The sequence below is a fragment of the Geodermatophilus pulveris genome, from assembly GCF_900188375.1.
Taxonomy (GTDB): Bacteria; Actinomycetota; Actinomycetes; order Mycobacteriales; family Geodermatophilaceae; genus Geodermatophilus; species Geodermatophilus pulveris.
In genome coordinates, this window is sequence record NZ_FZOO01000001.1 from 284,389 (window position 1) to 303,890 (window position 19,502).

Annotated in this window: 17 protein-coding genes; 10 read left to right on the forward strand and 7 right to left on the reverse strand. The window is 76.9% G+C overall.

Annotated features, from left to right (window positions below; all coding sequences use genetic code 11):
- Positions 1 to 96: 96 nt before the first annotated feature.
- The 4 genes from meaB (at position 97) to CHB98_RS21305 (ending at position 3,294) form a co-directional block, all read left to right on the forward strand.
- Positions 97 to 1,092: a methylmalonyl Co-A mutase-associated GTPase MeaB gene (gene meaB, locus CHB98_RS01485; RefSeq protein WP_089303829.1), complete on the forward strand. Its 996-nt coding sequence runs from the start codon at positions 97 to 99 to the stop codon at positions 1,090 to 1,092.
- 30 nt (positions 1,093 to 1,122) lie between these two features.
- The gene (locus CHB98_RS01490) at positions 1,123 to 2,178 is read left to right on the forward strand and encodes an alpha/beta fold hydrolase (RefSeq protein ID WP_089303830.1); all 1,056 of its coding nucleotides are present in this window, start codon (positions 1,123 to 1,125) and stop codon (positions 2,176 to 2,178) included.
- Between the two features lie 208 nt (positions 2,179 to 2,386).
- Complete coding sequence (locus CHB98_RS01495; protein ID WP_089303831.1) at positions 2,387 to 3,130, forward strand: type IV toxin-antitoxin system AbiEi family antitoxin domain-containing protein; 744 nt, start codon at positions 2,387 to 2,389, stop codon at positions 3,128 to 3,130.
- The gene (locus CHB98_RS21305; RefSeq protein WP_179224072.1) at positions 3,127 to 3,294 is read left to right on the forward strand and encodes a hypothetical protein; all 168 of its coding nucleotides are present in this window, start codon (positions 3,127 to 3,129) and stop codon (positions 3,292 to 3,294) included. Before CHB98_RS01495 ends, CHB98_RS21305 begins: the two co-directional genes overlap by 4 nt.
- 93 nt (positions 3,295 to 3,387) lie before the next feature.
- Here CHB98_RS21305 and CHB98_RS01500 read toward each other — a convergent pair whose 3' ends face one another.
- A complete protein-coding gene (locus tag CHB98_RS01500) occupies positions 3,388 to 3,858 on the reverse strand; it encodes a gamma-glutamylcyclotransferase (protein ID WP_089303832.1) in 471 nt (156 codons plus the stop codon).
- Positions 3,859 to 3,974: 116 nt separating this feature from the next.
- Between CHB98_RS01500 and CHB98_RS01505 the strand changes: the two genes are divergently transcribed.
- Entirely contained in the window at positions 3,975 to 5,378 is a 1,404-nt protein-coding gene (locus CHB98_RS01505) for an NAD(P)H-quinone dehydrogenase (protein WP_089303833.1), read from the forward strand.
- 146 nt (positions 5,379 to 5,524) lie between these two features.
- Complete coding sequence (locus tag CHB98_RS20915; RefSeq protein WP_143424910.1) at positions 5,525 to 7,255, forward strand: reprolysin-like metallopeptidase; 1,731 nt, start codon at positions 5,525 to 5,527, stop codon at positions 7,253 to 7,255.
- Here the strand turns inward: CHB98_RS20915 and CHB98_RS01520 are convergent, their stop codons facing one another.
- From CHB98_RS01520 to CHB98_RS01545, 6 genes are all read right to left on the reverse strand, one after another.
- Complete coding sequence (locus CHB98_RS01520; RefSeq protein WP_089303834.1) at positions 7,256 to 9,016, reverse strand: acetyl/propionyl/methylcrotonyl-CoA carboxylase subunit alpha; 1,761 nt, start codon at positions 9,014 to 9,016, stop codon at positions 7,256 to 7,258.
- A gap of 92 nt (positions 9,017 to 9,108) precedes the next feature.
- Positions 9,109 to 9,582 (reverse strand): hypothetical protein, encoded by a 474-nt coding sequence (locus CHB98_RS01525; protein ID WP_143424911.1) that lies wholly within the window; start codon positions 9,580 to 9,582, stop codon positions 9,109 to 9,111.
- A complete protein-coding gene (locus CHB98_RS01530; RefSeq protein ID WP_089303836.1) occupies positions 9,579 to 11,222 on the reverse strand; it encodes a serine hydrolase in 1,644 nt (547 codons plus the stop codon). Before CHB98_RS01530 ends, CHB98_RS01525 begins: the two co-directional genes overlap by 4 nt.
- 89 nt (positions 11,223 to 11,311) lie before the next feature.
- Positions 11,312 to 11,920, reverse strand: a complete 609-nt coding sequence (locus CHB98_RS01535; RefSeq protein WP_089303837.1) for a Maf family protein — start codon at positions 11,918 to 11,920, stop codon at positions 11,312 to 11,314.
- Positions 11,917 to 12,192, reverse strand: a complete 276-nt coding sequence (locus CHB98_RS01540; protein WP_245820848.1) for an acyl-CoA carboxylase subunit epsilon — start codon at positions 12,190 to 12,192, stop codon at positions 11,917 to 11,919. Before CHB98_RS01540 ends, CHB98_RS01535 begins: the two co-directional genes overlap by 4 nt.
- Entirely contained in the window at positions 12,189 to 13,814 is a 1,626-nt protein-coding gene (locus CHB98_RS01545) for an acyl-CoA carboxylase subunit beta (RefSeq protein ID WP_089303838.1), read from the reverse strand. The genes CHB98_RS01540 and CHB98_RS01545 overlap by 4 nt, the downstream gene beginning before the upstream one ends.
- A gap of 20 nt (positions 13,815 to 13,834) precedes the next feature.
- Here CHB98_RS01545 and CHB98_RS01550 point away from each other — a divergent pair, with 20 nt between their 5' ends.
- The 4 genes from CHB98_RS01550 (at position 13,835) to CHB98_RS01565 (ending at position 19,495) form a co-directional block, all read left to right on the forward strand.
- Positions 13,835 to 14,674, forward strand: coding sequence for a biotin--[acetyl-CoA-carboxylase] ligase (locus CHB98_RS01550; protein ID WP_089303839.1), 840 nt, complete (start codon positions 13,835 to 13,837; stop codon positions 14,672 to 14,674).
- 31 nt (positions 14,675 to 14,705) lie between these two features.
- The gene (locus CHB98_RS01555; RefSeq protein WP_089303840.1) at positions 14,706 to 15,302 is read left to right on the forward strand and encodes a PH domain-containing protein; all 597 of its coding nucleotides are present in this window, start codon (positions 14,706 to 14,708) and stop codon (positions 15,300 to 15,302) included.
- 69 nt (positions 15,303 to 15,371) lie between these two features.
- Positions 15,372 to 16,538 carry an exonuclease SbcCD subunit D gene (locus CHB98_RS01560; RefSeq protein WP_089303841.1) on the forward strand — a complete coding sequence of 389 codons (1,167 nt, stop codon included), beginning with the start codon at positions 15,372 to 15,374 and terminating at the stop codon, positions 16,536 to 16,538.
- On the forward strand, positions 16,535 to 19,495 hold the full coding sequence (locus tag CHB98_RS01565) for an AAA family ATPase (protein ID WP_089303842.1): 2,961 nt from the start codon (positions 16,535 to 16,537) through the stop codon (positions 19,493 to 19,495). Before CHB98_RS01560 ends, CHB98_RS01565 begins: the two co-directional genes overlap by 4 nt.
- The last annotated feature ends 7 nt before the right edge of the window (positions 19,496 to 19,502 follow it).

The following is a 19,502-nucleotide window of genomic DNA, read 5'->3' on the forward strand; positions in this document are numbered from 1 at the left end:
TCGCAGCGAGCGCCAGCGAGCGAGGAGCGGAGTGACCGCGGAGGCGACGGATGGCGTCGAGCGAGGAGCGGAGCGCGCCGCGGGAGCGAAGGAGTAGTGGCCCGAGCGGTCGACGTCCCGGCTCTGACGGAGGGGGTGCTCGGGGGAGACCGGCGGGCGGTGGCGCGCGCCATCACGCTGGTCGAGTCCCACCGCCCCGAGCACCGGGAGCAGGCGCAGGAGCTGCTGGTCGAGCTGCTGCCGCACATCGGCGGGGCCCGGCGGGTGGGGATCAGCGGCGTGCCCGGGGTGGGCAAGTCCACCTTCATCGACCAGCTCGGGGTGACCCTGACCGCGGCCGGGTCGCGGGTCGCCGTCCTCGCCGTCGACCCGTCGTCGGCCCGCTCCGGCGGGTCGATCCTCGGGGACAAGACCCGCATGGCGCGGCTGGCCGTCGACCCCGCGGCGTTCGTCCGGCCCTCCCCGACGTCGGGCACGCTCGGCGGGGTCGCGCAGGCCACCCGAGAGTCGATGGTCGTCGTCGAGGCGGCCGGCTACGACGTCGTCCTGGTGGAGACCGTCGGCGTCGGGCAGTCGGAGATCACCGTCGCGGAGATGGTCGACTCCTTCCTGTTCCTGACGCTGGCCCGCACCGGTGACCAGCTGCAGGGCATCAAGCGCGGCATCCTGGAGATCGCCGACGTGATCGCGGTCAACAAGGCCGACGGGGACCAGGCGATGCCCGCCCGCAAGGCCGCCCGCGAGCTGGCCGGGGCGATCCGGATGCTGCGCGGCGCGGGGGAGGACTGGGACGTCCCGGTGCTCACCTGCGCCGGGCTCACCGGCGAGGGGCTCGACGAGGTGTGGACCAAGCTGGTCGAGCACCAGGAGCGGGCGCGCGCGTCCGGGGCCTTCGAGCAGCGGCGGCGGTCGCAGCAGGTCCGCTGGACCCGCCAGCTGGTGCGCGACGGGCTGGAGCACCGGCTGCGCGCGCACCCCGGCGTCCGCGCCGCCGCACCGGAGCTGGAGGAGGCGGTGCTGGCCGGCGAGCTCACCCCCGCGCTGGCCGCCCGCCAGCTCCTGGAGACCTTCCTCGCCACGCCGGAGGTGTGAGGGCCGTCACCGGTCGCTAGCGTCCGACCCGTGCCGATCGACAACCCGTACTACTCCGCCGCCGTCCACGGTGACTACCAGGTCGCCGACATCGGCGACCTCGCGCTCGAGGAGGGGGCCACCCTCCGCGGCTGCCAGCTGGCCTACCAGACGCTGGGCACGCTGAACGCCGCCAAGGACAACGCGGTGCTGGTCACCAGCTGGTACTCCGGCAACCACTCGATCATGCGGGACACCTACGTCGGCGCGGGCCGGGCGATCGACCCCGCCGAGCACTTCGTCGTCCTGGTCAACCAGCTCGGCAGCGGGCTGGGCACCTCGCCGCACAACACGGCCGGGCCCTACGGGCGGGCCCGCTTCCCGCGGGTGCGCATCGGGGACGACGTGGTGGCCCAGGAGCGGCTGCTGCGCGAGGTGCTCGGCGTGGAGGAGCTGGCGCTGGTCTTCGGCGGGTCGATGGGCGCCCAGCAGACCTACGAGTGGGCCGTGCGGTTCCCCGACCGGGTCAAGCGGGCCGCCCCGCTCGCCGGGACCGCGCGCAGCTACCAGCACTGCATCCTGTTCAGCCAGACGCTGGTCGACGCCCTCACCTCCGACCCCGGCTACGCCGGGGGCTGGTACCGCGACAGCGAGGACGTCCGCGGCGGGCTGCAGCGGCACGCCGGCCTGTTCGCGCTGTACGTGCTGTCCAACGACTTCTGGACCGGGGAGCACTGGCGGGCGCTGGGGTTCAGCTCGCCGGAGGACTTCGTCACCGGCTTCCTGGAGGCCTACTTCCAGCCGATGGACGCCGGCGACCTGCTCACCCAGGCCTGGAAGTGGCAGCGCGGCGACGTGAGCCGGCACACCGGCGGGGACCTCGCCGCGGCGCTGGGCCGGATCACCGCGAAGACGGTGGTCATGCCCATCAGCACCGACCGGTTCTTCCCGCCGGAGGACTGCGCCGCCGAGCAGGCACTGGTCCCGGGCAGCGAGCTGCGGGTCATCGAGGACGTGCACGGCCACGCCTCGCTGTTCGGGCTGACCCCGGCCTACCTGGAGCAGGTGGACGACGCGCTGCGGAGCCTGCTCGCGACCGACACCTGACCGCCGGTCTCCGCTGCCTGCCCTCTCTGCCGCCCCCTCTCCTCGCGACCTCTCCTCGCGATCATGGGCTCAAGGAAGCGACACGCGGCGCCGAGGCGGTGTGTCGCTTCCCGGAGGCCGTGATCGTCGGGCGTCCACAGGACGGCGGTGATCCACAGAAGCCGCTGGCGACGTCCGCTCCACCGCGCGGGGTCCGACGGTGCCGGGCATGGACTTCGCCCTCTACCGCCTCATCGCCGCCCAGGGCGGGGTGTTCACGACCTCCCAGGCTCTCGACCACTGCGGTGACACCGGGCTCCGCGCGCTCGTCCGCAGCGGCCGGTGGCGCCGTAGCCGGTACCGCGGGGTCCTGGTCGGCGGCGAGGTCCCGGACACGCCCGCCCTGCTGGTGCGTGCCGCGGCGCTCGCGGTCGGCGGCGACCTGGTCGCGTGCCACTCGACGGCGGCCGCCCTGTGGGGCTTCGACGTCCTCGGCCCCGGGACGCTGCACTTCCTCGGCCCGCCGGAGGTGGGCAACCGCCGCCGGCCGGGCATCCAGGTCCACCCGTCGTCCCTCGGGACGGAGGACGCGGTCCTGGTCGACGGCGTCTGGTGCACCCCGGCGGCCCGGACCGCGTGCGACGTGGTGCGGCTGACGCCGGCCATCGACGGGCTGGCCACGCTGGACGCCGCACTGCGCTCCGGCTCCTGCACCCGGGAGCAGCTGGCCGGCGCGGCGGAGGCCCAGGCCGGGCTGCGGCAGGTGGCCGGCTGCGGCGCCTGGTGCCGCACGCCGACCCACGCATCGACTCCCCGATGGAGTCCCGGATGCGCTGGCGGTTCCTCGACGCCGGGTTCCCGGCGCCGGACCTGCAGGTCGAGGTGGCGGCGGGTGGCCGTGCCCGGTGGCTGGACCTCGGCTGGCGTGCGGAGCGGGTCGGCGCGGAGTTCGACGGTCAGGAGTCGCACATGACGCCGCAGCAGCTGCGCGACGACCGGCACCGGCACAACTGGCTGACCGAGCACCGCTGGACGCTGCTGCACTTCACCGGTGCCGACGTCTACCGCGGCCACCGGCAGATGCTCGCCGTCACCGCCCGGGCACTCGGCCTGCGGCCCGGCAGCTGGCGATCATGAGGTCCGGGAAGCGACACCCCGCGCCTGACCGGCGCGTCGCATTCCGGAGTCCATGATCGCGGCGGAGGGGGGAACGGGCAGCGGGGGCGGGGGTCAGACGCCGGTGGAGCGGCACTCCCGGGCGCGGAGGTCGGCGAGGTAGTCGTCCGGGGCGCCGGCGGCCTCGGCGGCGTCCGCCAGCGCCCCCAGGTACCGCGCCGAGGGGAGCCCGCCCTCGAAGGCGTCCAGCACGTAGACGTAGGCCACCCGGTCGCCGGTGAGCGTGTGCACCCGCAGGTTGAGCTTCCGGTACAGCCCCAGGTCGGCCCCCTCCCAGGCGTCGAGCGCCGCCTCGTCGGCCTCGGTCAGGTCGTAGAGGGCGACGAAGACGCCGGGGGACGGCGACCGGCCCGCGGCGTCGTCCGGGACGACGGTGGCCAGCGCACCCTCCCAGCCGAACTCCTCGCCGCCGAAGGTCAGCCGCCAGCCGGTGATCCAGCCGGTCCCGGCGTGCGGGGAGGAGGGGCAGCGCCGGAGCATCTGGGCGGGGTCCATGTTCGACCCGTAGGCGGCGTAGAGGCCCATCACCGGCCAGCCTACGGCGGTGTGGTGAGACCCTCGCTGCGAGTTCGACCACGCCGTCGTCCGCAACGGGGACAATGACCGGCAGGACGTGTCCGCAGCGCACCCGAAGGACTCCCATGACGCGCATCGTGATCATCGGCGGCGGACCGGCCGGCTACGAGGCCGCGCTGGTCGCCGCATCCCTCGGTGCGCAGGTCACCGTGGTGGAGCGCGACGGCGTCGGCGGGGCGAGTGTGCTCACCGACTGCGTGCCCTCCAAGACCTTCATCGCCTCGGCCGGCGTGATGAGCAGCGTCCGCGACTCGACCGCCCTCGGCGTGCGCGGCTCGGAGCTCGGCGCCGTGGGCATCGACCTGGTCGCGGTGAACCAGCGGGTCAAGGGCCTGGCCGTGGCGCAGTCCGCCGACATCCGGGCCCGGCTGGTCGGCGAGGGCGTGCGCGTCCTCGCCGGGCAGGGCCGGCTGTCCGACGAGCGCCGCGGCCTGGTCGAGCACCGGGTCGAGGTGCTGGACGGCGACGGCTCGGTCACCGAGACGCTGGAGTGCGACGTCGTGCTCCTCGCCACCGGGGCCGACCCGCGCGTGCTGCCCGGCGCCGAGCCCGACCACGAGCGGATCCTCGACTGGCGCGACGTCTACGACATCCAGGAGATGCCCGAGCACCTGGTCGTCGTCGGCTCCGGCGTCACCGGCGCGGAGTTCGCCTCCGGCTACCTGGAGGCCGGCGTCCCGGTCACTCTGGTGTCCTCCCGCGACCGGGTGCTGCCCGGCGAGGACTCCGACGCCGCCGAGGTGCTGGAGACCGTCTTCCAGTCCCGCGGCGGACGGCTGGAGCGCGGGCGCGCCGCCGCCGTCCGGCGCACCGAGAAGGGCGTCGTCGTCGAGCTGACCGACGGGCGCACCGTCGAGGGCTCGCACGCGCTGATGACCGTCGGGACCATGCCCAACACCGCCGGGCTGAACCTGGAGGGCACGGGCGTGGAGCTGGCGCCGTCCGGGCACGTCGTCGTCGACCGCGTCTCGCGCACCAGCGTGCCCGGCGTGTACGCCGCCGGCGACGTGACCGGGGTGTTCCAGCTGGCGTCGGTGGCGGCGATGCAGGGCCGGATCGCGATGTGGCACGCGCTCGGCGAGGCCGTCACGCCGATCCGGCTCAAGACGGTGTCGGCCAACGTCTTCACCCACCCGGAGATCGCCACCGTCGGCGTCCAGGAGAAGTCGATGCCCGAGGGCGCCGACATCGAGGTCGTCCGGCTGCCGCTGGCCACCAACGCGCGGGCCAAGATGGCCGACCTGCGCGACGGGTTCGTGAAGCTCTTCGCCCGCAAGGCGACCGGCGTGGTCGTCGGCGGCGTGGTGGTCGCCCCGGGGGCCTCCGAGCTGGTCCTGCCGATCGCGCTGGCGGTGACCAAGGGGCTGACGGTCAGCGACCTGGCGCAGACCTTCGCCATCTACCCGTCGCTGTCCGGGTCCATCACCGAGGCCGGCCGGCGGCTGATGCGGGCCGACGCGCTGGCCTGAGCCGGGTGGGACGGCCGGGGAGCGTGGGACGCGCCTGACGGGACGGCTGCGGCACCCGGGGGTCGCGGGACCGGTGTGACACCGGGTTCGACTGGATCCCCGGCCGCCGGTGCCGATGCGCGCGCGGGCCGCCGAGGACAGGGGGGATGCGCCCCGACCCGAACGCCCCCGCCCCCCGCCCGCTGCGCGCGCTGGCCGGTGCCGCCACCGTGCTCGCCCTGTCCCTCGGGCTGCCGGCGACGGCCGCCCGGGCCGGGGACGCCGCGCTCCCAGCCGCGCCGGACACCGTCGTCGGCGAGGTCGTGCAGGCGTGGCCGGAGGCCGGCCGCGCCGCCCCGGCGGCCGGGGAGGAGCACGCCGAACAGCCGCTGACCTGGGTGCAGAGCACGTCGGGCGAGGCCGTCCGCGTGCCCACCGACGCGGTCGCGGGCCTCCCGGTCGGCTCCACCGTCGAGGTCACGGTGGGCGACCCGGTCGCCGACGACGCCGGCGACGAGGGCCTGGAGCCCGCCCGCGACGTGCTGGCCAGCACGCTGCTCCGGGAGGCGCCGGCGGCCGGCGCCGTCCGGGCCGCCGGGCTCACCAACGAGGTCACCGTGGCCATGGCCGTCCCGGCCGGCGGCACGGCGGACGGCGTGCCGCTGGACGCGGTGGTCGCCGCCGTCGACGGGCCGGTCGCGCAGTTCTGGGCCGAGGAGACCGGCGGTGCCGTCCGGCTGGGCGTGACCGCCGCCCACGACTGGGTGCGGACGACGGCCGGCTGTGCGGACCCGACCGCGCTGTGGGACGAGGTCGCCCGGCGCACCGGCTTCCAGCCGGGCCCCGGCCGCCACCTGGTGGTCTACGTGAGCAGCCTGCCGCGGGACCTCGCCGGCTGCTCCTACGCGCTGGCCCAGGTGGGCACCGGGATCGCGTCCGGCGGGCGGGTCTACGTCCGCGACGTGCTGCCCTCGCTGATCGCCCACGAGCTGGGCCACAACTTCGGGCTCGGGCACTCCTCGGCGCACCAGTGCGACGGCACGGTGGAGACCGGCACCTGCCGCACCGCCCCCTACCGCGACTACTACGACGTCATGGGCGCCTCGTGGGGCTCCGTCGGGTCGCTCAGCGCCCCCCAGGCGGCCCAGCTGGGCGTGCTGCCCGCGGCCGCGCAGCTGCCCGTCGCGGCGGGCCGGCCGGCGACGTCGGTCACCCTCGCCCCGCTCTCGGCGCGCTCGGGCACCCGTGCGGTGCGGCTGACCGACGCGGCGGGCGGCACCTACTGGCTGGAGCTGCGCACGGCCGCCGGCCGGGACGCCTGGCTCGGCTCGGCCGGCAACCGCTTCGACCTCGACGCCGGCGTGCTCCTGCGCCGCACCGGCGCGATGCCGGACACCGCGCTGCTGCTCGACGGCACCCCGTCGCCGGCCGCCCGGTGGGACGACGACCTGCAGTCCGCGCTCCCGGTCGGCGTGCCGGTGCCCGTCGGCGGCGGCTTCACCGTCACCGTGGACGCCGTGACGCCGGCCGCGGCGACGCTCACCGTCGCACCCGCCGCCGGTGCCGCCGTCCCGGTCGTCCCGCTGCCCGGGGACGCCCCCGTGCCGCAGGTGCTCCCCGCCGCCCCGGCGACGGGCGCCCCCACCCCGGTGGCCGCGGCGGCGCCGGCCGCGCCGGCCGCGGGGACCGTCGCCGCGGCACCGCAGCCCGCCGCCCCGGCGGCGCCCGCGCCGGCGGCCACCGGCGACGTGCAGGTGACCCGTCCGGCGCCGGCCGCCGTCAGCACCGTGCCGGACGCCGGCGTCCCGCCCGCCGCGGTGGCCGGGGGACTGGGCGGGCTGCTGGTGCTCACCGGCTGGGCGGTCGCCCGCCGCCGCGGGGCCCGCGCCCGGGGCTGACTAGTCGGCGATGGTGCAGAGGACGGCGCCGCTGCTCACCGTGGCCCCGACCTCCGCGGACAGGCCACTGACCGTGCCGGCCCTGTGCGCGGTGATCGACTGTTCCATCTTCATCGCCTCGAGGACGACGACCAGGTCGCCCTCGGCCACGGTGTCCCCGTCGGAGACGGCGACCTTGACGATCGTCCCCTGCATCGGGCTGGTCAGGGAGTCACCGGACGCCGCCGACCCGCCGTGCCCGCCACCGCGCCGGCGCGGCTTGGCGCCGCCGCCCGCGGCCACCGGGGCGCCCGCCCCGCCGGCAGCGAGCCCCGCGGGGAGCGACACCTCCAGCCGGCGTCCGCCGACCTCGACGACGACCGTCTGCCGCTCCTCGGGCTCCTCGCCCCCGGCCGGGGCGGCGGTGTACGGCGGGACCTGGTTGTCCCACTCGGTCTCGATCCAACGGGTGTGCACCCGGAACGGCTCGCTGGTGAACGCCTCGTCGCGGACGACGGCCCGGTGGAACGGGACCACCGTCGGCATGCCCTCCACGACGAGCTCGTCGAGCGCCCGGCGGGCCCGCTGCAGCGCCTCGGTGCGCGTGGCCCCGGTGACGACCAGCTTGGCGAGCATCGAGTCGAAGGCGCCGGCGACCTCGCCGCCGGCCTCGACGCCGGAGTCCCAGCGCACGCCGGGGCCCTGGGGGATCTCCAGCCGGGTCACCGGGCCGGGGGCGGGCATGAAGCCGCGCCCGGCGTCCTCGGCGTTGATCCGGAACTCGATGCTGTGCCCGCGCGGGGCCGGGTCCTCCGTCACCTCCAGCGGCAGGCCCTCGGCGATCCGGAACTGCTGGCGCACCAGGTCCAGGCCGGAGGTCTCCTCGCTGACCGGGTGCTCCACCTGCAGCCGGGTGTTGACCTCCAGGAAGGAGATCGAGCCGTCCGCCCCGACGAGGTACTCCACGGTGCCGGCGCCGGAGTAGCCGGCCTCGGCGCAGATGGCCTTGGCCGAGGAGTGGATGCGCTCGCGCTGCTCGTCGGTGAGGAAGGGCGCCGGGGCCTCCTCGACCAGCTTCTGGTTGCGCCGCTGCAGCGAGCAGTCGCGGGTGCCGACGACGACCACGGTGCCGTGCGTGTCGGCGAGCACCTGCGCCTCGACGTGCCGCGGCTCGTCCAGGAACCGCTCGACGAAGCACTCGCCGCGGCCGAAGGCGGCCACGGCCTCGCGGACGGCGGAGTCGAACAGCTCCGGGATCTCCTCCAGGGTGCGGGCCACCTTCAGGCCGCGGCCACCCCCGCCGAACGCCGCCTTGATGGCCACCGGCAGGCCGTGCTGTTCGGCGAAGGCGACCACCTCGTCGGCGCCGCCGACCGGGTCGGTGGTGCCGGGCACCAGCGGCGCCCCGACCCGCGTGGCGATGTGCCGCGCCTGCACCTTGTCGCCGAGGGCGACGATCGCCTCGGGGGAGGGGCCGATCCAGGTCAGCCCGGCGTCGATGACCGCCCGGGCGAAGTCGGCGTTCTCCGACAGGAAGCCGTAGCCGGGGTGCACCGCGTCGGCGCCGGCCTGGCGCGCGGCGGCGAGCACCTTGTCGATCACCAGGTAGGAGTCGCCCGGCGTCGTCCCCCCGAGGGCGTACGCCTCGTCGGCCGCGCGGACGTGCAGCGCGTCGCGGTCGGGCTCGGCGTAGACCGCCACGCTGGTCAACCCGGCGTCCCTGCACGCACGGGCGACCCGGACCGCGATCTCCCCGCGGTTGGCGATCAGGACCTTCTGCACCGGTGTTCTCCCTCGGGTAGGCCGCACGCGAGCCTAGCCAGTGCGGCCGCGCCCGATCGGGGCAGGTCGAGGCGGACGACGCCGGGGCGCGCTCACCCGCCGCAGTCCACCTCGAGGTGCACCGAGCCGATCGTCTGCCCGGCCTGCTCCAGGCCGGCGGCGAGGCCGAGGTGGTCGCCCACGACCTCGTACCGGCCGGTGGTCAGGTCGGCGGTCGCGGACAGGCCGAGGTCGTCCAGCACGAGCCGGGCGCCGTCGGGTCCGACGTCGAGCCGGATGCGGGCGGTGTCGGCCGAGCCGTCCAGCCGGGTGGTGTCCCCGGTGTGCGAGCACTCGCCGTCGAAGGGGGCCCGCACCTCCCCGACCCCGGTGTAGGAGACGACCGCTGTCCCCGTGGCCGGGCCGGCCGGCAGTGCGGTCAGTTCCCGCGCCTCCGCGCTGCCGGCCGGTGCAGGCCGTGCCGCGGAGCCGCCGGACGGCGCGGCACCGGCCCCGCCACCGGCGCCGGTGCAGCCGGCCGCGCCGAGCAGGACGGTGGCCGCGACGAGGACCCGCACCGACCTCACGGCGTCCCTCCCGCGGTCCGGGTCCCGCTGGTGACCACCCGGCCCGAGGACGTCTCGGTCAGGCTGCCGTGCTCGAAGTCCACGCGGGTGCCGCCGGCCACCGGGCGGGGGTCGCTGGTGGGGTAGCCCAGCCGGCCGCGTTCGGCGCCGGTGGCCTCCCAGGTGCGGCGGATCGCGCCGGTGACCCAGTGCGCGCCGGTGTCGGGTGACCAGTAGATGGCGCCGCCCTGGAAGCGGCTGCCGGCGCCGCCGCGCAGGGTGATCTCGTCGCTGGTGGGGTAGCCCAGCCGGCCGCGTTCGGCGCCGGTGGCCTCCCAGGTGCGGCGGATCGCGCCGGTGACCCAGTGCGCGCCGGTGTCGGGTGACCAGTAGATGGCGCCGCCCTGGAAGCGGCTGCCGGCGCCGCCGCGCAGGGTGATCTCGTCGCTGGTGGGGTAGCCGAGCCGGCCGCGTTCGGCGCCGGTGGCCTCCCAGGTGCGGCGGATCGCGCCGGTGACCCAGTGCGCGCCAGTGCCCGGCGACCAGTAGATGGCGCCGCCCTGGAAGCGGCTGCCGGCGCCGCCGCGCAGGGTGATCTCGTCGCTGGTGGGGTAGCCGAGCCGGCCGCGTTCGGCGCCGGTGGCCTCCCAGGTGCGGCGGATCGCGCCGGTGACCCAGTGCGCGCCAGTGCCCGGCGACCAGTAGATGGCGCCGCCACGGAAGTGGCTGGTGGCGCCGCCGGGCAGTGCGATCTCCTCGCCGACGGGCAGCCCCAGCCGGCTGGTGTGGCCGCCCATCCGGTACCACCGGGTGCCGATCGCGCCCTGGACCCGCGGCACCAGGCCGGCGGGGAACATCCGCTGGACGATCCGGGTCGAGGACGTCGTGGTGTGCGCCGAGCCGCGGGACCGCTCGTCCCGGGCCAGGACCACGACGACGTAGCGGGCGTCCTCGCCGACGAGGCCGGTGGTGTGCCGCCAGGTGTAGCCGTCGGCGAAGCAGCACATCCAGCCCTGCTTGATGCCGAGCACCCGCTCGTGGGGCAGGCCGTCGCGCAGGCCGAACCACTGGTGCACACCGTCGGTGCCGTGCACCGTGGCCCGGCGCAGCTGGTCGACGACGAGGTCGCGGTCGTGGGCGGGCAGCCCGCCGGCCCCGGACAGCATGCCGGCGTAGAACACCACCAGGTCGTGTGCGGTCACCTGGGTCAGCCCCCAGTAGCGGGGGTTGGCCGGGGGCCGGGTCTCGTGCAGGCCGTACCGGCGGATGACGTCGTGGACGATGCCGGAGCCGCCGAAGCGGCTCCACAGCCGGCTGGCCGCCGCGTCGTCCGAGGACCGGAGCATCCGCCCGAGGGCGTCCCGGTCGGCCTGGCCCAGTCCGATCTCGCCGAGGCTCGCGCGGCGCAGCACGCTGTCGGCGATGAACAGCTTCACCAGCGAGGCCGAGCCGAAGCGCTGGTGCGCCTTCGCCCCGTTGTCGGTGTAGCGGCCGGTGGCGCGGTCGAGGACGGCGATCCCGGCGGTCGTCCCGCGGGCCGCGGCCTCGGCGGCACCGGCGTCGACCAGCCCGCGGGTGGGGTCGGCACGTGCCACCCCGGCGCCCGAGCAGGTGATCGCGAGCGCCAGGACGACGGCGACGAGAGAGCGGACCCAGCGCATCGACGTGCTCACCTCCGTGGTGAGCGCACCGTCGCACGCCGGCCGGGACGGGGCCGACGACGGCTGTGGTGTCTGTGTCCCCGGGGGCCTCAGCGACGCCAGAGGTCGGTGATCGCCAGGCCGCGCCTGGCCAGCTGCGTGCGCAGCGTGGCCAGCGACAGCCCGACCACGGCCGCGGGGTCGCCGTCCACCCGGCGGACGAAGGGCGCGCCCAGCCCGTCGAGGGTGAACGCGCCCGCCACGGCGAGCGGCTCCCCGGTGGCCAGGTAGGACTCGAGCTCCTGCGGCGCCGGGCTGGCGAAGTGCACGGTGGTGGAGACGACGGCGACGTCCCGGCTGACCACCTGACCGGCCTGGACGTCGAACAGCGCCTGCCCCGTGTGCAGCACGCCGCTGCGGCCGCCCATCCGGCGCCAGCGGTCCCGGGCGTCGTGCACGTCGGCCGGCTTGCCCAGCGGCTGCCCGCGGAACTCCAGCAGGGAGTCGGCCCCGACGACGAGCGCGTCGGTCTCCTCCTCCGCCACGGCGCGGGCCTTGGCGGCGGCCAGCAGGGCGACCTGCTCGGCGACCCGCGCGGCCCGCACCGTCGACTCGTCCACCCGGCTCACCACGACCTCGGGTGCCAGCCCGGCCTGGCGCATCAGCGCGAGGCGGGCGGGGGACGCCGAGGCCAGCACCAGCCTGCGGTCCACGCTCATGCGGTCCTCCCCGAGGCGCGCCAGCCGCCGGGCCCCACCTGCAGTGGTCGGCGGTGGGTGTCCGCGGGCGACGCCCAGGCACCGACGGGGGCCGGCCGGCGCCGCGGGCGCCGCCGCTGCGCGAGCGCGGCGACGACGACGGTGAGTGCGGCGAGCTCCTCCGCGGTCGGCTCGCCCCGGACGACCCGCAGCCGAAGGACCCCCTGCCCCCCACCACCCGCAGGCTCGCGGCGGGACCCTGCAGGGGGCCGCTCCAGGCCGTCACCTCTCACAGCGGGATGTTCCCGTGCTTCTTCGGGGGCAGCGTCTGGCGCTTGTTGGCGAGCAGCCGCAGGCCCTTGGTGACCTCGATGCGGGTCAGCGACGGGCGGATCACCTGGTCGACGTACCCGCGGTCGGCGGCGACGTAGGGCGACAGCAGCGCGTCCTCGTACTCGGTGATCAGCTCGGCGCGGCGGGCGTCGGGGTCCCCGGCCTCGGCCAGCTCCCGCCGGTAGAGGATGTTCACCGCGCCCTGGGCGCCCATGACGGCGATCTGCGCCGTCGGCCAGGCCAGGTTGAGGTCGGCGCCGAGGTGCTTGGAGCCCATGACGTCGTAGGCGCCGCCGTAGGCCTTGCGGGTGATCACGGTGATCTTCGGGACGGTGGCCTCGGCGTAGGCGTAGATCAGCTTCGCGCCGCGGCGGATGATCCCCTCCCACTCCTGGGAGGTGCCCGGCAGGAACCCGGGGACGTCGACGAAGGTCAGCACCGGGACGTTGAACGCGTCGCAGGTGCGCACGAAGCGCGCCGCCTTCTCGCTGGCGTCGATGTCCAGCGTGCCGGCGAACTGGGTCGGCTGGTTGGCCACGACGCCGACCGGCCGGCCCTCGACCCGGCCGAAGCCGACGACGATGTTCGGGGCGAACAGCGGCTGCACCTCGAGGAAGTCGCCGTCGTCGAGCACGTGCTCGATGACGGTGTGCATGTCGTAGGGCGTGTTGGCGGAGTCCGGGACGAACGTGTCCAGCTCGCGGTCGGTGTCGGTGACGCCGTCCGCCGTGGTGTCGACCGGGGGCACCTCGACGACCGGCAGCGGGTCGAGGTTGTTGCTCGGCAGGTGGGACAGCAGCGCCTTGACGTAGTCCAGGGCGTCGTCCTCGTCCTCGGCCAGGTAGTGCGCCACCCCGGAGCGGGTGTTGTGCGTGCGGGCGCCGCCGAGGTCCTCGAGGGTGACGTCCTCGCCGGTGACGGTCTTCACCACGTCCGGGCCGGTGATGAACATCTGGCTGGTGCCGTCGACCATCACGACGAAGTCGGTGAGCGCGGGGGAGTAGACGTGCCCGCCGGCGGCGGCGCCCATCACCAGCGAGATCTGCGGGACGACGCCGGAGGCGTGCACGTTGCGCCGGAAGATCTCCGCGTACAGGCCGAGGGAGACCACGCCCTCCTGGATGCGCGCCCCGCCGCCCTCGTTGATGCCGACGACCGGGCAGCCGGTCCGCATCGCGAGGTCCAGCACCTTGACGATCTTCTCGCCGTAGACCTCGCCGAGGCTGCCGCCGAAGACGGTGACGTCCTGGGAGAACACGCACACCGGGCGGCCGTCGACGGTGCCGTAGCCGGTGACGACGCCGTCGCCGAGGGGACGGCGGGCCTCCATGCCGAAGCTGGTGGAGCGGTGGCGGGCGAACTCGTCGAGCTCGGTGAACGACCCCGGGTCCAGCAGCGTCTCGATCCGCTCCCGGGCGGTCATCTTGCCCGCGGCGTGCTGCTTGTCCACGGCCCGCTCGGAGCCGGCGTGGGCGGCCTCCTCGATGCGGCGCTCGAGGTCGGCCAGCTTGCCCGCCGTCGTGTGGATGTCGATGCCGCCGGGGACGTCGTCCCCGGCGCCTGCCCGTTCAGCCGCCGTCACAGGTTCCGTAGCGTAGGGGAGTGGCCGAAGCCTCGTCGTCCGCCTCCTCCGACCCCTCCCGGGCCCCGCTCGACGCGACGGCGCTGGGCGCCGCGCTGACCTCCGGCAGCGACCTGTGGCGGTCGCTGGAGGTGGTGCCCGAGATCGGCTCCACCAACGCCGCGCTGCTCGACGCGGCGGCCGGCGGCGCCCCGGAGGGCACCGTGCTGGTGGCCGAGCACCAGGTCACCGGCCGGGGGCGGCTGGACCGCACCTGGACCTCCCCGCCGGGTGCGGGGCTCACCGTGTCGGTCCTGCTGCGCCCCGACGTCCCCGCCGCCCGCCGCGGCTGGCTGCCGCTGCTGACCGGCGTCGCGCTGGCCGAGGCCGTCGGGGAGGTGCCCGGCGTGCGCGCCTCGCTCAAGTGGCCCAACGACCTGCTCGCCGCGGACGGCGCCAAGCTGGCCGGCGTCCTCGCCGAGGTGGGCGGCGGCGCGGTGGTGGTCGGCGTGGGCCTCAACGTCTCCACCCGCCCCGAGGAACTGCCGCCGACCGGCACGTCGCTGGCGCTGGCCGCGGGGGGTCCGGTCGACCGCCCGGCGGTGCTGCTGCGGTTCCTGCGCGGATTCGAGCGCCGCTACCGCGCGTGGACGGCGGCCCTCGGCGACCCGGTCGCCGCCGGCCTGGCGCGGGACTACCTGGCGTGGTGCTCGACGGTGGGCGCGCAGGTCGTCGTCACGCTGCCCGACGCGTCGACCCTCGAGGGAGCCGCGGAGGCCGTGGACTGGGACGGCCGGCTCGTCGTCCGGACGGCGGCCGGGGCCGTCGAGCTGGCCAGCGGGGACGTGCGACACGTCCGCACACCGGCGCGGGAGCCGTGATCGGCCGGTCACCTGCCGTCATCCTGTCCGCGTGCCCTACCCGGACAAGCTGCTCGCCGACGACGAAGAGGTCGTCCGGCACCTGCACCCGCACTGGTTGACCCTGGCCCGGCCGGTGCTGGTCCTGCTGCTCGTGGTCGGCGGCGGCTCCTACGCCGCTGCGATGGTGCCGGCCGGCCCCTCGCAGGGCACCGCCCGGGCGGTCGTCGCGGCCTGCGCGCTGGCCGTGCTGACCGCGTCCGTGCTGCGGCCGGTGCTGCGCTGGCGCACCACGCACCACGTGGTGACCACCCACCGCCTGCTGCTGCGCGAGGGGCTGCTCGCCCGCCGCGGCCGGGACCTGGCGCTGTCCCGGATCGCCGACGTCTCCTTCCGGCAGACCCTGGGCCAGCGGCTGGTCGGCTCCGGCACGCTGACCATCGAGTCCCTCGGCGACGGCGGCACCGTCGTGCTCGAGCGGGTGCCCGACGCCGAGGGCGTCGCGCAGCTGCTCGTGGCGCTGGCCGACGAGGACGCCGACCGGCGGGCGGCTCCGGGCGTCCCCCGGCCGCGGGACGGCTGGGCGGACGACGACGGCTGGACCCCGGCCGGCTGGACGACCGGGCCGCAGCGCACCACCCGCCTCTGACCCGGGGGGCCGGGCCGTCCCGGCGCGGCGGTCCGGTTCCGTCAGCACCCCGACCTACCCTCCGCGCCCATGCGGCTGCTGCACACCTCCGACTGGCACGTCGGCCGCTCCCTGCACGGCGCGGAGCTGCTGCGCGAGCAGGAGGCGGTGCTGTCCGGGCTGGCCGACGTCGTCGCCGCCGAGTCGGTGGACGCGGTGGTCGTCGCCGGGGACGTCTACGACCGGGCGGTGCCCTCGGCCGACGCCACCGGCGTGCTCGACCGCGTGCTGACCCGGCTGCGCGACGCGGGCGCCGCGGTGGTCCTCACCCCCGGCAACCACGACTCGGCGCGCCGGCTGGCCTTCGGCGCGGGGCTGATGGCCCGCTCCGGGGTGCACGTGCGCGCGGCGACGGGTGCGCTCGACGAGCCGGTCGTGCTGCGCGACGGGCACGGGGAGGTCGCCGTCTACGGGCTCCCCTACCTCGAGCCGGAGCTGGCGCGGCACGAGCTGGGCCTGGGTGGGCGGGCAGGCGGCACAGCCCGGACGCACGAGGCGGTGCTCACCGCGGCCATGGACCGGGTGCGCGCCGACCTCGCCCGCCGCCCCGGCGTGCGGTCGGTGGTGCTCGCGCACGCCTTCGTCGGCGGCGGCGTGCCCAGCGACAGCGAGCGCGACATCTGCGTCGGCGGGGTCGACCTGGTGCCGGCGGCGGTGTTCGACGGCGTCGACTACGTGGCCCTGGGGCACCTGCACCGGCCGCAGACGCTCACCCCGCGGCTGCGCTACAGCGGCTCCCCGCTGGCGTACTCCTTCGGCGAGGCCGGCCAGCACAAGCAGGTGTGGCTGGTCGACCTCGACGCCGTCGGGCTGGCCGGCGTCCGCGACCTCGCGCTGCCCACCCCGCGCCCGCTCACCGTGCTCACCGGCACCCTGGAGGAGCTGGTCGCCGACCCGGCGCACGCCGGCGCCGAGCAGCACTTCGTCTCCGCCCGGCTCACCGACGCCGTCCGCCCCGCCGACCCGATGCGGCGGCTGCAGACCCGCTTCCCGCACTGCGTGCACCTGGAGTGGTCCGGCGGCGGGGCCGGCGGGGACGGGCGCAGCTACCGGGAGCGGCTGCGCGGGCGCAGCGACCTGGAGGTGGCCGGCGAGTTCGTCACCCACGTCCGCAACGGGGTCGCGGCCAGCGACGCCGAGCGGGAGCTGCTGGTCCGGGCGCTGGGCGCGGCGGCCCGCGAGGAGCTCGCCCGATGAGGCTGCACGCCCTGGGGGTCACCGCCTTCGGCCCCTTCGCCGGCACCGAGACCGTCGACGTCGACACCGTCGCCCGGGACGGTCTCTTCCTGCTGTGGGGCCCCACCGGCGCGGGCAAGACCACCCTGCTCGACGCGGTCGTGTACGCCCTCTACGGCACCGTCCCCGGCGCGCGCGGGGAGGAGAAGCGGCTGCGCAGCGACCACGCCGCGGCCGCCACCCGCACCGAGGTCTCCTGCGAGCTCACCCTCGCCGGGGAGCGGCTGCGCGTCGTCCGCCGGCCCGAGCAGACCCGCCCGAAGAAGCGCGGCACCGGCGAGACCACCGAGCAGGCGAAGCTGACCGTGCAGCGCTGGGACGGCGGCACGTGGGAGCCGGTGAGCACCCGCATCGACGAGGGCTCGGAGTACCTGCGGGTGCGGCTGGGCCTGTCCGCCGAGCAGTTCTGCCAGGTGGTGCTGCTGCCCCAGGGGGACTTCGCCCGCTTCCTGCGCGCCGAGCCGGAGGACCGCGCCCGGCTGCTGCGCACCCTGTTCGACGTGGACCGCTTCGCCCGCGCCGAGGAGTGGCTGGCCGCCGAGCGGCGCGCCGCCGACGAGGCGCTGCGGGGCGACCGGCACCGGATCAGCACCCTGCTGCACCGGGTGGCCCAGATCGCCGACGTCGAGGTGCCCGAGGAGCTGGCGCCCGAGCTGGTCGGCGCCCGGCCCGGCGCCTCCGTCGGCGCCTGGGTCACCGCGGTGCGCACCCGGGCCGCCGGTGACCTCACCGCCGCCGGCGCGGCGGCCGAGGCGGCCGCCGCCCGCAGCACCGACGGGGACCGCGAGCTGTCCGGGGCCCGCGCGCTGGCCGACCGGCACACCCGCCGCGACCGGGTGCGCCGGGAGCTGGCGGCGCTCACCGCCGAGGAGCAGCGGCTGGGCCCGCTGCGGGCCCGCGCCGACGCGGGACGCCGGGCCGAGGCGCTGCGCGACGTCCTCGAGACCGCCGGCGCCACCGCGCTCGCCGCCGAGGCCGCGGCCACCGCGCTGGCCGCGGCGCGGGCCGCGTGGGCCGAGGTCGCCGACGGCCGGGCGGCCGACGCTCTGCTGGCCCGCGAGCTGCGCGACGACGCCGCCGCCGCGCGGGCGCTGGTGCCCGACGCCGACCGCGCGGCCGGCCTGGCCCGCGAGCTGGCGGGGCTGGACCGGGAGGTCGGGACGCTCACCGCCCGCTGCGCCGAGGCGGCCCGTGCCGTGGCGGGCTGGCCCGCCCGCGTCGCCGGGGCGCAGGCCCGGCTGGACGCGGCCACGGCCGCCGCCGCCCGGCTGCCCGGTGCCGCGGCCGCCGCGGACGCCGCGCGCGCCGCCCTGCAGGCGGCCACCCGCGCCGAGCAGGTGGCCGCCGCCCTGGACGCCGCCCGGGCGGACGCCGCCGCGGGCCGGGCCGCCTGGCTGGAGGCCCGCGAGGCGCTCGTCGAGGTGCGCACCGCCCGCCTGGACGGCATGGCCGCCGAGCTCGCCGCGGGTCTCACGCCTGGAGCCGACTGCCCCGTCTGCGGCGCGACCGAGCACCCGCGGCCCGCGGCGTCCACCGGCCCCCGCGTCTCCGCCGACGACGAGGAGAAGGCCCGCGCGGTCGCCGACGTCGCAGAGGAGCGCGCCACCGCCGGCCGCCGCGCCGTCGAGGAGGCCGAGCGCGAGCTCGCCGTCCTGCGCGAGCGGGCCGGTGGCGCGCCGCCGGCGGAGCTGGCGGAGCGGGACGAGCGGGCGAGCGCCGAGCGCGACGAGGTCGCCGCCCTGGCCGACGACGTGCCGGCCGCGTGCCGGGAGCTGGCCGACCGGGGGGCCGGCCGGGACGCCGCGGCCGCGGCGCTGGCCGCCGACCGCGAGCAGCTGCAGCGGCGCACCGCCGAGCGGGACGGCCGCGCGGAGACCCTGGGGGGGCTCACCGCCCGGCTGGACGCCGCCCGCGGGGCCGACGCCGACCTGCCGGCGCGGGAGCGCCGGCTCACCCGGGCCGCCGAGCGCTGCGAGGCCGTGCTGGCCGCCGAGGCCGAGGAGCTGCGGGCCCGCGCGGCCGCCACCACGGCGCTCGGCCGGGCGGGGGAGCGCGCCGGCGCGGCCGGCTTCGCCGACCCGGCCGACGCCGCGGACGCGCTGCTGGACGCCGCTGACCTGACCGCGCTGGAGCAGCGGCTGCGGGAACACGACCGGGCGCTGTCGGTCGCCGCCGCCGCGCTCGCCGACCCCGAGCTGACCGACCTGGCACCGCTGCCGGACGTCACCGCCCTGGAGCTGCGCTGCGCCGGGCTGACCGGCGAGCGGGAGGAGGCGTTCGCGGCCCTGGACCGGGCCCGACGCTGCGCCGGGGACCTCGACGTGCTGGCCGGCGAGGTCACCTCCGCGGAGGTCGAGCTCGCCGAGCGGCACGCCCGGGCCGCCCGGGTCACCGGCCTGGCCGACCTGGTCACCGGCCGCGGCGCGAACACGCTGCGGATGCGGCTGCAGTCCTTCGTGCTGGCCGCCCGGCTGGAGCAGGTCGCCGAGGTCGCCAGCCGGCGGCTGCAGGAGATGTCCGGCCGCCGCTACACCTTCCGGCACAGCGACGCCCAGGCCCGCCACGGCGCCCGCGGCGGGCTGGGTCTGGACGTCTTCGACGAGTACACCGGCACCCGGCGGCCCACCAAGACGCTGTCCGGCGGGGAGAGCTTCATGGCGTCGCTGGCGCTGGCCCTCGGCCTGGCCGACGTGGTCACCGCGGAGGCCGGCGGCATCCAGGTGGACACGCTGTTCGTCGACGAGGGGTTCGGCACCCTCGACGCGCTGGCCCTCGACGCGGTGATGGACGTGCTCGACGAGCTGCGCCGCGGCGGCCGGACGGTCGGCGTCATCAGCCACCTGGAGGAGCTGCGCACCCGCATCCCCACCCGGCTGGAGGTGGTCTCCGGCCGGCACGGGTCCCGCCTCGCCGGCTGAGCGACGG

What these genes read in the sequence shown, in the direction of transcription:
- CHB98_RS01495 (WP_089303831.1), top strand. Translation starts at nt 2,387, where the DNA reads ATGGACTTCGCCCTCTACCGCCTCATCGCCGCCCAGGGCGGGGTGTTC.
- CHB98_RS21305 (WP_179224072.1), top strand. Translation starts at nt 3,127, where the DNA reads ATGACGCCGCAGCAGCTGCGCGACGACCGGCACCGGCACAACTGGCTG.
- CHB98_RS01500 (WP_089303832.1), bottom strand. Translation starts at nt 3,858, where the DNA reads ATGGGCCTCTACGCCGCCTACGGGTCGAACATGGACCCCGCCCAGATG.
- CHB98_RS01505 (WP_089303833.1), top strand. Translation starts at nt 3,975, where the DNA reads ATGACGCGCATCGTGATCATCGGCGGCGGACCGGCCGGCTACGAGGCC.
- CHB98_RS20915 (WP_143424910.1), top strand. Translation starts at nt 5,525, where the DNA reads ATGCGCCCCGACCCGAACGCCCCCGCCCCCCGCCCGCTGCGCGCGCTG.
- CHB98_RS01530 (WP_089303836.1), bottom strand. Translation starts at nt 11,222, where the DNA reads ATGCGCTGGGTCCGCTCTCTCGTCGCCGTCGTCCTGGCGCTCGCGATC.
- CHB98_RS01535 (WP_089303837.1), bottom strand. Translation starts at nt 11,920, where the DNA reads ATGAGCGTGGACCGCAGGCTGGTGCTGGCCTCGGCGTCCCCCGCCCGC.
- CHB98_RS01560 (WP_089303841.1), top strand. Translation starts at nt 15,372, where the DNA reads ATGCGGCTGCTGCACACCTCCGACTGGCACGTCGGCCGCTCCCTGCAC.
- CHB98_RS01565 (WP_089303842.1), top strand. Translation starts at nt 16,535, where the DNA reads ATGAGGCTGCACGCCCTGGGGGTCACCGCCTTCGGCCCCTTCGCCGGC.